The 13003-nt window shown below is 72.9% G+C and carries 8 protein-coding genes; all 8 read left to right on the top strand.

Translation table 11 applies throughout. The features are described 5' to 3' along the window. Nucleotides 1-43: 43 nt before the first annotated feature. On the top strand, nt 44-6292 hold the full coding sequence (locus tag HFV08_RS29205; protein ID WP_168543567.1) for a type I polyketide synthase: 6249 nt from the start codon (nt 44-46) through the stop codon (nt 6290-6292). 54 nt (nt 6293-6346) lie between these two features. Then, nucleotides 6347-7129 (top strand): thioesterase II family protein, encoded by a 783-nt coding sequence (locus HFV08_RS29200; protein ID WP_168543565.1) that lies wholly within the window; start codon nt 6347-6349, stop codon nt 7127-7129. A gap of 110 nt (nt 7130-7239) precedes the next feature. After that, entirely contained in the window at nt 7240-8493 is a 1254-nt protein-coding gene (locus HFV08_RS29195) for an activator-dependent family glycosyltransferase (protein WP_168543563.1), read from the top strand. A gap of 2 nt (nt 8494-8495) precedes the next feature. Continuing rightward, a complete protein-coding gene (locus HFV08_RS29190; protein WP_376770753.1) occupies nt 8496-9119 on the top strand; it encodes a dTDP-4-dehydrorhamnose 3,5-epimerase family protein in 624 nt (207 codons plus the stop codon). Between the two features lie 153 nt (nt 9120-9272). Then, nucleotides 9273-10181, top strand: coding sequence for an ABC transporter ATP-binding protein (locus HFV08_RS29185; RefSeq protein ID WP_040255765.1), 909 nt, complete (start codon nt 9273-9275; stop codon nt 10179-10181). A gap of 54 nt (nt 10182-10235) precedes the next feature. Then, nucleotides 10236-10973 (top strand): ABC transporter permease, encoded by a 738-nt coding sequence (locus HFV08_RS29180; protein WP_168543559.1) that lies wholly within the window; start codon nt 10236-10238, stop codon nt 10971-10973. Continuing rightward, nucleotides 10970-12346, top strand: a complete 1377-nt coding sequence (locus tag HFV08_RS29175; RefSeq protein ID WP_168543557.1) for a sensor histidine kinase — start codon at nt 10970-10972, stop codon at nt 12344-12346. Before HFV08_RS29180 ends, HFV08_RS29175 begins: the two co-directional genes overlap by 4 nt. After that, nucleotides 12343-12993: a response regulator gene (locus HFV08_RS29170; protein WP_168543555.1), complete on the top strand. Its 651-nt coding sequence runs from the start codon at nt 12343-12345 to the stop codon at nt 12991-12993. Before HFV08_RS29175 ends, HFV08_RS29170 begins: the two co-directional genes overlap by 4 nt. Nucleotides 12994-13003 lie beyond the last annotated feature (10 nt).

The following is a 13003-nucleotide window of genomic DNA, read 5'->3' as shown; positions in this document are numbered from 1 at the left end:
CTGCCCGCAAGCAAGAGATTTCTGACGTGAACGGCGGTAAACGGTGAGCGAGGCAAAGCTCCGCGACTACCTCAAGCGGGTGACCACGGATCTGGCGCGTACGCGCCAGCGCCTGAAGGACAGCGAGGACCGGGCCCAGGAGCCCATCGCCGTCATCGGCATGGCCTGCCGCTACCCGGGCGGGGTCGCCTCGCCCGAGGACCTGTGGGAGCTGGTGGCGGGCGGCCACGACGCCGTCTCGATGTTCCCCGGCGACCGGGGCTGGGACCTGGACGCGCTCTACGACCCGGACCCGGACACCCCGGGCACCAGCTACGCCCGCGAGGGCGGATTCCTCGACGAGGCCGCCCACTTCGACCCGGCGTTCTTCGGGATCTCCCCGCGCGAGGCCCTGGCCATGGACCCCCAGCAGCGCCTGCTCCTGGAGACCGGCTGGGAGGCCTTCGAGCGGGCCGGGATCGACCCGGCGCGGCTGCGCGGCAGCCGTACCGGGGTCTTCGCGGGCGTGATGTACCAGGACTACGCCACCCGGCTGCGGCAGGCGCCGGAGGATGTCGAGGGCTATGTCGGCAGCGGCGGTTCGGGCTCCATCGCCTCCGGCCGGATCGCCTACACCTTCGGCCTGGAGGGCCCCGCGGTCACCGTGGACACGGCCTGCTCGTCCTCGCTGGTCGCGCTGCACCTGGCGGCGCAGGCGCTGCGCCGGGGCGAGTGCTCGCTCGCGCTGGTGGGCGGGTCGATGGTGATGTCGACGCCGGTGGCCTTCGTGGACTTCAGCCGCCAGCGCGGGCTGGCCGCCGACGGCCGCTGCAAGGCCTTCTCGGCGGCCGCGGACGGCACCGGCTGGGGCGAGGGTGTGGGCATGCTCCTGGTGGAGCGGCTGTCCGAGGCCCGCCGCAACGGGCACGAGGTCCTCGCGGTGCTGCGCGGCAGCGCCACCAACCAGGACGGCGCCAGCAGCGGACTGACCGCGCCCAACGGGCCCGCCCAGCAGCGGGTGATCCAGCAGGCCCTGGCCGACGCGGGCCTGGGCCCGGCCGAGGTCGACGCGGTCGAGGCGCACGGCACCGGCACCTCCCTCGGCGACCCGATCGAGGCCGGGGCGCTCCTGGCCACCTACGGCAAGGACCGCGACGGCGGCGACCCGCTGTGGCTCGGCTCGCTCAAGTCGAACATCGGGCACACCCAGGCCGCCGCCGGAGTCGGCGGCGTCATCAAGACCGTCATGGCCCTGCGCCACGGCATCCTGCCCAAGACCCTGCACGCCGAGGAGCCCTCGCCGAGCGTGGACTGGGCCTCGGGCGCGGTGGAGCTGCTCACCGAGGCCCGCCCCTGGCCGGTGGTGGAGGGCAGGCCGCGCCGGGCCGCGGTCTCCGCCTTCGGCTTCAGCGGCACCAACGCCCACGTCATCCTGGAACAGGCACCCGCCGAGGAGGCGGCCGCCGACACGGAGGCACCCGAAGGGGCGCCCGGGGGAACGGCCGCTCTGCCGCAGGAGGACACCTCCGCCACCGCGGTGGTGCCCTGGCTGCTCTCGGCGCGCTCGCCGGAGGCGCTGAGGGCGCAGGCGCTGCGGCTGGCCGAGCGGGTGGAGGCCGCGCCCGAGGCGAGTGCGGCCGACATCGGGTACTCGCTGGCGCTGACCCGTTCCGCGCTCGGCCACCGGGTGGCCGTGGCCGGCGGCGGGCGGGACGAACTCGTGGGCCGGTTGCGGCAGATCGCCGCCGGCCAGGTCGAGGGCGCGGTGGCCGACGCGGGCCGCACCGCCTTCCTCTTCGCCGGGCAGGGCGCTCAACGCCTGGGCATGGGGCGGGAGTTGTACGAGGCGTTCCCGGTGTTCGCGGCCGCCTTCGACGAGGTGTGCGCCGCGCTGGACACACACCTTGCGGGACATGTGCCGCTGCCGCTGCGCGAGGTGGTCTTCGGCGGCGACAAGGAACTCCTCGACCGCACGGTGTACACGCAGACCGCGCTGTTCGCGCTGGAGGTGTCGCTGTTCCGCCTTGTGGCGTCCTTCGGGCTCGTACCGGACTTCGTGGTCGGCCACTCGGTGGGCGAGCTGGCGGCCGCGCAGGTGGCCGGGGTGTTCTCCCTGGAGGACGGCTGCGCGCTGGCCGCCGCCCGGGCCCGGCTGATGCAGCAGGTCGCCCAGGGCGGGGCGATGGTCTCGCTGACCGCCTCCGAGGAGAAGGTGCTGGCCCATCTCCGGGGCCGCGAGGACGAGGTGAGTCTCGGCGCCGTCAACGGGCCCGAGGCCACGGTGATCTCCGGCGCCGAGGAAGCGGTCCTGGAGGTGGCGGCCGCGGTCGGCGCCAAGAGCAAGCGGCTGAGCGTCCAGGTCGCGGCCCACTCCCCGCTCCTGGAACCGGTGCTCGCCGAGTTCGCCCGGATCGCGGGCCGGGTGCGCTACCAGGCGCCGCGGCTGCCCGTGGTCTCCAATGTCACCGGTGAGACGGCCGGGGCGGAGCTGGCCGACGCCGCGTACTGGGTGGCGCACATGCGCCAGGCGGTGCGGTTCGCCGACGGCATCGCTCATCTGGAGCGGCAGGGCGTGACCCGGTTCGTGGAGATCGGCCCCTCGGGGGTACTGTCCGCCATGGGCCAGTCCTGCCTGGCCGATGCGGGCGCGGGCGTGTTCGTACCGCTGCTGCGCGCCGACCGGCCCGAGCCCGAGGCCCTGCTGAGCGGTCTGGGCCGGGCCTGGGCACACGGCGCCACCGTGGACTGGGGTGGGTTCTTCACCGGCCGCGGGCGGCGGGTGGACCTGCCCACCTACGCCTTCCAGCGCGAGCGCTACTGGCTGGACTCCCCGGCGGGCGCCGGTGACCTGGCCGCGGCGGGCCTGGGCGAGGCCGGCCACCCGCTGCTGGGGGCCGCGGTCGAACTGCCGGGCTCCGACGCGCTGGTGCTGACCGGGCGCCTGTCGCTGGGCGCGCAGCCGTGGCTGGCCGGGCACGCGGTGGCCAACACCGTGCTGCTGCCGGGGACCGCCTTCCTCGAACTGGCCGTCCAGGCCGCCGAGCATGTCGGCTGCGCCCAGGTCGAGGAACTCACCCTGGGCGCCCCGCTGATCCTCGCGCCCCGCGGCGCGCTGACGCTGCGGGTGCGGGCGGGCGAGGCGGACGCGGACGGCCGCCGGGAACTGCACATCCACTCCCGCCCGCAGGACGCGGGCCTGGGCGAGCCGTGGACCGCGCACGCCACCGGCATCCTCTCCCCCACCGCGACCGGCGGCGGGGAGAAGCTGACGAGCTGGCCGCCGTCGGACGCCGAGGAGATCGACGTCAGCGAGGTGTACGCGCGCTTCGCCGCGGGCGGCTTCGCCTACGGCGAGGCCTTCCAGGGCCTGCACACCGCCTGGCGGCGCGGCGAGGAGGTGTACGCCGAGATCCGGCTGCCCGCCCCGCAGCGCTCGGCGGCCGGTGCGTACGGACTGCATCCGGCGCTGCTCGACGCCTGCCTGCACACCATCGCGCTGGCGCCCGCGCTGCAGAGCGAGCAGAGCCGGCTGCCGTTCTCCTTCACCGGGGTGTCCCTGCACGCCACCGGCGCCCAGGACCTGCGGATACGGCTCACCCCGACCGGCGAGGACTCGGTCGCCCTGGACCTCGCCGACACCACCGGCGCGCCGGTGGCCACCGTCGAGGGGCTGCTGCTGCGCGCGATGAGCGGCGAGCAGCTGGGGGGCGCCCGCGCCGCCGCCAGCCAGGCCCTGTTCCGCCTCGACTGGCCGGTCCGGAGCACCGAAGCCCCCGCCGTGACCCGGGCCGCGATGATCGGCGAGGACACCCTGGAGGTGACCGAGGAGCTCTTCGCGGCGGGCGTCCACCTGGAGTCCTACGCGGACCTCGACGCCCTGGGCGCGGCGGCCGAGTCCGGCACCTCGGTGCCCGTCCACACCCTGCTGACCTGCCCGCCCGCCACCGGCGAACTGCCGGGCGCCGTCCGGCAGTCGCTCGACGGCGCGCTGGCGGCGGCGCAGAGCTGGCTCGCCGACGAGCGTTTCGCCGCCTCCCGGCTGGTCTTCGTCACCCGCGGCGCCACCGCCACCGGTCCCGGCGAGGACATCGGTGATCTGGCGCAGGCCGCGCTGTGGGGGCTGATCCGCTCCGCGCAGTCCGAGAGCCCCGACCGCTTCGTCCTGGTGGACCTGGACGAGGACGAGGCCTCGCTCCGCGCCCTGCCCGCCGCCCTGGCCACGGGCGAACCCCAACTCGCTCTGCGCGCCGGGCAGTTCCACACCCCGCGTCTGGCGCGCGCCCAGGCGGACACCGAACAGCAGCCGGCCCGCGCCCTCGACGCCGAGGGCACCGTCCTGGTCACCGGCGCCACCGGCGGGCTGGGCACCCTGCTCGCCCGGCACCTGGTCACCGCGCACGGCGCCCGCCATCTGCTGCTGGCGAGCCGCCGCGGAGGGCAGGCCGAGGGCGCCGAGCGGCTGCGGGAGGAGCTGACCGCGCTGGGCGCGCGGGTGACGCTGGCCGCCTGCGACGTCGCCGACCGGCAGGCGCTGGACGCGCTGATCGCCTCGGTGCCCGCCGCGCACCCGCTGACCGGTGTCTTCCACACCGCGGGCGTCCTGGACGACAAGACCCTCACCTCGCTCACCCCCGAGCAGGTGGACACCGTCCTGCGCCCCAAGGCGGACGCGGCGTGGCACCTGCACGAGGCCACCGCGCACCTGGACCTCGCGGCCTTCGTGCTCTACTCCTCGGCCGCCGGTGTCCTCGGCGGCGCCGGTCAGGGCAACTACGCCGCCGCCAACGCCTTCCTGGACGCCCTCGCCCAGCACCGCAGGGCCCGGCAGCTGCCCGCCCACTCCCTGGCCTGGGGCCTGTGGGCGCAGCCCGGCTCGATGACCGGCGCCACGCCCGCCACCGGCACCAGCCGCTCCGGGATCGCCCCGCTCAGCGCCGAGCAGGGCATGGAACTCCTCGACACCAGCCTGGCCCTGGGCACCGCCCACCTGGTGCCGATGCGCCTGGACATGGCCGCCCTGCGGGCCGGGGCCTCGGCCGGTTCGGTACCGCTGCTGCTGCGCCACCTGGTGCGCACCCCGGCCACCCGCCGCACCACCGCCGCCACGGCCGGTTCCGGCGCGGGCGGATCGGAGCTGCTCTCCCGTCTCGCGGGTCTGGACGAGGACGAACAGACCGCGCTCCTGGTGGAGTTGGTACGTACCCAGGTCGCCGTGGTCCTCGGCCATCCGGACGCCTCGGCGATCGGCGCCACGCACGACTTCGTCGACTCCGGCTTCGACTCGCTCACCGCGGTCGAACTGCGCAACCGGCTCGCCGCCGCCACCGGGCTGCGGCTGCCCGCCACCCTCGTCTTCGACCACCAGAGCCCCACCGAGCTGGCCCAGCGGCTGCGCACCGACCTCGCCGCGGCCCGCACCAGCGCACCCGCCGGGGACACCGCCGGCGCGGTGGCGGCACCGGCGGGTGGCGAGTCGACGACGCTGAGCGCCCTGTACACGCAGGCCTTCGCCACCGGCAAATGGAAGGAGATCTTCGACCTGCTGCACGCCACCGCCGCGCTGCGCGACCGGTTCGCCTCCCCCGCGGAACTGCCGCAACTGCCCAAGCCGGTACGGCTGAGCAAGGGCCCGGCCCGCGAGCACCTGTTCTGCTTCTCCTCCTGCCTGGCCGTCGCGGGCATCCACCAGTACGCCCGCTTCGCGGCCTCGCTACGCGGGCGCCGGGATGTCTCCGCGCTCGCCCTGCCCGGCTTCGGCCGCGGCGAGCCCCTGCCCGAGACCGCCGCGGCCGTGGTCGCCGCCCAGGCGGAGGCCGTCGCCGAAGCCGCCGACGGGGCGCCCATCGTGCTGCTCGGGTCCTCGGCGGGCGGCTGGTTCGCCCAGGCCGCCGCGGGCCATCTGGAGCGCATGGGCCACACGCCCGCGGCCGTCGTCCTGGTCGACACCTACGTGCCCAAGAGCAGCATCCTCAACCAGTTCGGCCTGTCGCTGATGGACGGCATGACCGAACGCGAGGGCGTCTTCGTGACCATGGACGACGACCGGCTGTCCGCCATGGGCTGGTACCTGAACCTCTTCGGCACCTGGGAGCCGGACCCGATCTCCACGCCCACCCTGCTGGTCCGCGCCACCGAGCCGCTGTCCACCGGCTCCCTGCAACTGGCCGACCTGCCGGACTGGCGCTCCTTCTGGGAACTGCCCCACGAGATCGTCGACGTCCGCGGCAACCACTTCACGATGATGGAGGACTTCTCCAGCCCCACCGCCCAGGCGATCGAGGACTGGCTGGACAGCCTCCCGCACCGCACCTGACCACCTCCGCACCGCACGTGAGCCCCCCACGGAACGCGAGAAACGAGAACCACCATGGCCCTGCCCGCCGCCGACGAAAGCCTGTGGCTGCGCCGCTTCCACCCCCGACCGAACGCCGCCGTACGCCTGGTCTGCCTGCCCCACGCGGGCGGCGCCGCGAGCTCCTACGCGCCGCTGTCCGCACTGCTGCCCCCGAGCGTCCAGGCGCTGGCGGTGCAGTACCCCGGCCGCCAGGACCGGCGCCACGACACCCCCCTGGAGAGCGTCCACGAGCTGGCGCAGGCGGTGTTCGAGGCGCTGCGCCCGAGCGCCGGCCAGGGGCCGCTGGCGCTGTTCGGCCACAGCATGGGCGCCAGCGTCGGCTTCGAGGTGGCACGCCTGCTGGAAGACGAACTCGGCGTCGTCCCCGCGGTGTTGTTCGCCTCCGGCCGCCCGGCCCCTTCCCTGCACCGCAGCCTGGGCATCCACCGCATGGACGACGCCGGGATCATCGCCGAACTCCAGGCCGTCAGCGGCACCGACGACCGGGTCCTGGACAACGCCGAGCTGCTGCGGCTGACCCTGCCCTCGCTGCGCAGCGACTACAAGGCCGCGGAGACCTACCGCTACCGGCCCGGCCCGAAGCTGGCCTGCGACATCGTCGGCCTGACCGGCGACGGCGACAACCGGGTCTCCATCGAGGAGGTCGCCGCCTGGAAGGAGCACACCGCCGGCTCCTTCACCCTCCAGGTCTTTCCCGGCGGCCACTTCTACCTCCAGGAGCAGAAGGCGGCCGTCGCCGGTGTCCTCACCGACACCCTGCGCGCCGCCACCCGCACCGGACACCCCCTCCACTAGAGCCCCACCCCCCGCGCCCCGATCCACCGGCAACCACCCGCACCCACCGGCGTCCGCCCGCATCCGGCGGGAGGCGCCGGGACCGGCCCAGACCCACGAAGGAAGAACCCATGCGCATCCTCTTTTCCACGGTGTCCGAGAAGTCGCACCTGTACACCATGGTTCCGCTGGCCTGGGCCCTGGCCGCCGCCGGCCACGAGGTCCACGTCGCCAGCAACCCCGCACTGACCGAGGCGATCAAGAGCACCGGCCTGACCGCGGTGTCCGTCGGCACCGACCACAACCTGCACGACATGCTGCGCGAGAACCGCGACTCGCTGGAGAACCCCCTCTCCGACTGGTCCGCGCCCTCCCTGGACACGCACTCCTGGGAGCAGGTGCTGATGAAGTTCAAGGTCAGCGTGATGTTCGCCTACCAGACCTACAACGACTGCATGGTCCACGAACTCATCGACTACGCCCGCTCCTGGCAGCCGGACCTCGTCATCTGGGACCCGGTCACCTACGCGGGCCCCGTCGCCGCCACGGTCTCGGGCGCCGCCCACGCCCGGCTGCTGTGGTGTATCGACATCTACTCCACGATGCGCGAGGTCTTCCTGGCCCGGCTCGCCGAACAGCCCGAGGCGCGCCGGGAGGACCCGCTCGCCGACTGGCTCGGCGGCATCCTGAAGCGGTACGGCAAGGAGTTCGACGAGTCCGTCGTCACCGGCCGGTGGACCATCGACCAGATCCCCACCAGCCTCCAACTCCCGATCGGCGTCGACCGGTTGCCGGTGCGCTACCTGCCCTACAACGGCCCCAGCGACATCCCCGCCTGGCTGCACCAGAAGCCCGAGCGGCCCCGGGTCGTGCTCACCTCCGGCGTCTCGGCGCGCGCGGCCCTCGGCGGTACCTTCATGCCGCTGGCCGAGATGATCACCGCCCTCGGCGAACTCGACGTCGACGTGGTCGCCGCCGTACCGGCCGAGGAGATCGAGACCCTCGCCTCGATACCCGACAACACCCGCCTGGTCGACTTCGTCCCCCTGCACGCCCTGCTGCCGAGCGCCGATGTCCTCATCCACCACGGCGGCTTCGGCTCCTACGGCACCGCCCTGGCCAACGCCGTACCGCAGTTCATCCCCACCATCCGCTACGCCGACTGGTGGAACAAGGCCATGAGCATCCAGGACGCCGGTGCGGGCCTCGCCGTACACGCCTCCGAGCTGACCGCCGACATCCTCAAGGACAGCGTGCAGCGGCTGATCGAGGACGCCTCGTTCAAGAAGTCCGCCGAGCGCCTGCGCGAGGAGAACCAGCAGACGCCCACCCCGCACCAGCTGGTCGCCGAGCTGGAAGCCCGCACCGCGGAGCACCACGCGTGAAGATCCGCGAGCTGGCGGTGCCCGGCGCCTACGAGTTCGCGCCCCCGGTGCACCGCGACGAACGCGGCGCCTTCGTCGCCCACTACACCGACTCGGCGTTCACCGAGGCCCTCGGGCATCCCCTGCACCTGGGCCAGAACCACCACAGCGTCTCCCGGCGCGGAACCGTGCGCGGCATCCACTACGCCGATGTGCCACCCGGCCAGGCCAAGTTGGTGACCTGCGTCAGCGGTGAACTCCTCGACATGATCATCGACCTGCGCGTGGGCTCCCCCACCTTCGGCCAGGTCGACAGCGTCCACCTCGACGCCGTCGACTACCGGGCGGTCTACCTCTCCGAGGGCCTGGGCCACGCCTTCATCGCCCTGCGCGACGACACGGTCGCCGCCTACCTCAACTCCGTCCAGTACACCCCCGACCGCGAGCACGAGATCGACCCCTTCGATCCCGAACTCGCCCTGCCCTGGCCCCCCGACATGACCTACCTGGTCTCGGAGCGGGACCGCACCGCACCCACCCTGCGACAGGCCCGCGAGGCCGGACGGCTCCCCACCTGGGAGGCCTGCGAGGCACTCCGCACCGCCCGGATCCAGGAACCAGGGGACGGTCAACCCGCCTCCGGGTGAACCGAGTTGGTCCACCGACTGGTTGATCCCCCCTCGACCGGTCGGTGGAGGGCCCCTACTCCCCCGGAGCAGCCGATGAGGCGATCCGCGGCGGGGCAGCCCGCCCCTACGATCTTCAGGGGTGAGCCGGCGACAAGGAAAGGACAGCGGCCGATGGCCCTGATCGAGGTCAAGAACCTCCGCAAGGAGTACCCCCAGCACGTGGCCGTGGCCGACGTGTCCTTCTCGGTGGAGGAGGGAGAGATCTTCGGGATCCTGGGCCCCAACGGCGCGGGCAAGACCACCGCCGTCGAGTGCGTGGAAGGCATGCGCAAACGCGACGGCGGCGACATCTCCGTCATGGGCCTGGACCCGCTGAAGGACCTCGCCGAGCTGCGCCAGGTCATCGGCATCCAGCTCCAGCAGAGCGAACTCCCGGCGAAGATGAAGGTCTGGGAGGCGCTGGAGCTCTACAGCACCTTCTACCGCGACCCCGTCGACTGGCGTGAACTCCTCCACGAATGGGGCCTCGCGGAGAAGGCGGACGCCGCCTACGGCTCCCTGTCGGGCGGACAGCAGCAGCGGCTGTCCATCGCCCTCGCCCTGGTCGGCAAGCCGAAGATCGCCGTCTTCGACGAACTGACCACCGCCCTGGACCCGCACGCCCGCCGCGAGACCTGGAAGCTCATCGAGAAGGTCCGCGCCCAGGACGTCACCGTGCTCCTGGTCACGCACTTCATGGAGGAGGCCGAGCGCCTCTGCGACCGGCTCGCCCTCATCGAGTCCGGCCGGGTCGTCGCCCTGGACACCCCCGCGGGCCTCATCTCCCGCGTCGACGAGAAGCAGATCATCCGCTTCAAGCCCTCCGTCGACTTCGAGGACAGCCTGCTGACCTCCCTGCCGGAGGTCGACAGCATCACCCGCTCCCACTCCCAGGTGACCGTCACCGGCAAGGGCAACGTCGTCTACGCGGTGATCTCCGTCCTGGCCCGCAACCACATCGTCGCCGGTGAACTGCGCCTGGAACAGGCGAGCCTCGACGACGCCTTCGTCGCCCTGACCGGCACCCACCCCGCCACCTGACCCACCGTCGGATCCACCCCGCCGCGTACCCCCCTTTCGAGGAGACCTGGTTCCATGTCCGGGCGCACCAAACTCACCTACGTCGAGACCAAGCTGTTCCTGCGGGATCCGACCGCGGTGTTCTTCGTGATCGCGCTGCCGATCATGCTGCTGACGATCTTCCACTTCGTCACCGAGAAGTCGCAGGACGACGCCGCGACCAAGGAGTCGATGGAGGCCTTCGTCCCGGCGATGGCGATATCGCTGTGCCTGACGATGCTGGCGCTGAACCTGCTGCCCACCACCCTTGCCACCTACCGGGAGAAGGGCATCCTGCGGCGGATGGCCGCCAGCCCCGTCCACCCGGCGAACCTGCTGCTGGCCCAGCTCGTCATCAACCTGGCGACCGCCACCCTCTCCGCGGTCCTGGTCCTCGTCGTGGGCCGGGCCGCCTTCGACACCCCCGCCCCCGAGAGCGTCGGCGGGTTCGTCGTCAGCTTCGCGCTCGGCACCTGGGCCCTGTTCGCGATCGGACTGGTCATCGCCGCCGTGGCTCCCGGCAGCAAGGCGGCCACCGCGATCGGCCTGTCCCTGCTCTTCCCCAGCCTCTTCTTCGGCGGCGCCTTCGTGCCCAAGGAGGACATGCCGTCCACCCTGTCGACGATCGGCGACTACACTCCGCTGGGCGCCGCGCTCCAGGCGCTGCGGGACTCCTGGGAGGGCCAGTGGCCGCAGGCACTGCATCTGAGCGTGCTGGCCGTCCTCGCCGTGGTGGGCACGGCCGCGGCGGCCAAGCTCTTCCGCTGGGAATGAGCGCCGCCGCCGTCGAGGAGAACCGGCGCTGGGAGACCCACTCCGACATCCTCTTCGGCGCCCTCCCCTACCTCCTGTTGCTGCTGCCGACCGCCTGGAGCCTCACCCACGACCACCGCGGCGGTGGGCAGCAGCCCGTCCTGCTCGCCCTGGTGGCGGCCGCGGGCTGCTGGAGCGCCCTCACCTACACGCTGCCGACCCGCCGCCACAGCCGCCGCCGCTACGGCACCGCCCCCGCCGCCCTCTACCTCGCCGGACTGCTCGCCCTGGCCGCCGCGCTCATGGCCCACGACCGGGTGTTCATGCTCTTCGCCGCCACCGGCTTCCTCCAGGCCCTGGTACTCCTGCCGACCTGCTGGGCCTTCGCCTGCGTGGCCGCCACCTCCTTCGTCGTCAACACCGTCCCCGCGGGCCTGCCCGAACCCACCCTCACGGCGCTGATCCCCTATACGGGCGCCATCGCCTTCCAGACCGTCCTCATCGGCTGGATCAACCTGCTCTCCAGCAGACTCGGCCAGCAGCACAGAGACCGGCGGCACACCGTCGCCGAACTGCGTACCGCGCTCACCGAGAACGCCGGCCTCTACGCCCAGCTCATCACCCAGGCCCGCGAAGCAGGCATCCACGACGAACGGCGCCGGATGGCCGGGGAGATCCACGACACCCTCGCCCAGGGACTCGCCGGCATCATCCGCCAGCTCGAAGCCGCCGAGCACAGCGGGACCGGCGACGAGGAGCGCCGGCACCACATCCGCACCGCGAAGACCCTGGCCCGCGAGAGCCTGCGCGAAGCCCGGCGCTCCGCCCAGGCCCTGCGCCCCGAACAACTCGAATCGACCACCCTCCCCGAAGCCCTGGGGACCCTCGCCCGCACCTGGGCCCACGGCAAAGAGCTCCACCTCAGCTTCGAGACCACCGGCACCACCGCCCCCCTGCACCCCGAACTCGAGGCCACGCTCTACCGCGTCGCCCAGGAAGCCCTCACCAACACCGCCAAGCACGCCCGCGCCACACAGCTCACCCTGACCCTCAGCTACATGGACGACCTCGTGGTCCTCGACATCCTCGACAACGGCACCGGCTTCCGCCCCCCGCACCCGACCGGCCCGGACTGCACATCTACGGCGGTCGGCACGAACGGCGCCAACGGCGCGGCCGACGCGGGCAGTTCGGACGCGGCGGACGGCACGGGCGGTACGTCCGGCGCGGTCCGGGCGGAGAGCGCGGCCGGTGCGGGGCACGGGCTGGGGCTGATCGCGATGCGGCGCCGGCTGAGCAGGGTGGCCGGGACCCTCACCATCGAAAGCGCCCCCGGCGAGGGCACCGCCCTGAGCGCCGCCGTCCCCGCCATCCCCCCGGGAGCCGGCACATGAGCACACCCCACCCCGTACGGACCGAGCCGATCCGTATCCTCATCGCCGACGACCACCCCGTGGTCCGCGACGGACTCCGCGCGCTCCTGGAACGCGAGAGCGACTTCACCGTCACCGCGGAGGCCCGCGACGGAACCGAGGCCCTCGACCTCTACCGCCGAGACGGCGCCGACGTCGTCCTGATGGACCTGCGCATGCCCCTGATGGGCGGCGTCGAAGCCATCGAGCACCTCCTGCGCCACGACCCCGACGCCCGCATCCTGGTCCTCACCACCTACGACACCGACGGCGACGTCATGGGCGCCCTGGCCGCCGGAGCGACCGGCTACCTCCTCAAGGACACCCCTCGCGAGGAACTCACCCGCGCCGTCCGCACCGCAGCCGCCGGCCAGTCCGTCCTCTCCCCCGCGATCACCACCCGAGTCCTGCAAACCGTACGCAAACCCAGCGCGGGCCCCCTGAGCGAACGCGAACTCCAAGTCCTGCGCCTCATTGCCGACGGCGCCACCAATCGGGAAGCCGCCGCCGCATTGTTCATCAGCCAGGCAACCGTGAAGACGCACCTGATCCACGTCTACGAGAAACTCGGCGTGAAGGACAGGGCGGCGGCCGTCAGCGAAGCGCACAAACGGCATCTGTTCCGGTGAAACCCCCACC

Source organism: Streptomyces physcomitrii (assembly GCF_012273655.1).
Taxonomy (GTDB): Bacteria; Actinomycetota; Actinomycetes; order Streptomycetales; family Streptomycetaceae; genus Streptomyces; species Streptomyces physcomitrii.
Note: the sequence above shows the minus strand (reverse complement) of the source record. Positions and strands in the feature narration are given on the sequence as shown.

Excerpts from the sequence above, each read along its gene's own strand:
- HFV08_RS29185 (WP_040255765.1), top strand. The coding sequence starts at position 9,273 with ATGGCCCTGATCGAGGTCAAGAACCTCCGCAAGGAGTACCCCCAGCAC.
- HFV08_RS29175 (WP_168543557.1), top strand. The coding sequence starts at position 10,970 with ATGAGCGCCGCCGCCGTCGAGGAGAACCGGCGCTGGGAGACCCACTCC.
- HFV08_RS29170 (WP_168543555.1), top strand. The coding sequence starts at position 12,343 with ATGAGCACACCCCACCCCGTACGGACCGAGCCGATCCGTATCCTCATC.
- HFV08_RS29180 (WP_168543559.1), top strand. The coding sequence starts at position 10,236 with ATGTCCGGGCGCACCAAACTCACCTACGTCGAGACCAAGCTGTTCCTG.
- HFV08_RS29200 (WP_168543565.1), top strand. The coding sequence starts at position 6,347 with ATGGCCCTGCCCGCCGCCGACGAAAGCCTGTGGCTGCGCCGCTTCCAC.
- HFV08_RS29195 (WP_168543563.1), top strand. The coding sequence starts at position 7,240 with ATGCGCATCCTCTTTTCCACGGTGTCCGAGAAGTCGCACCTGTACACC.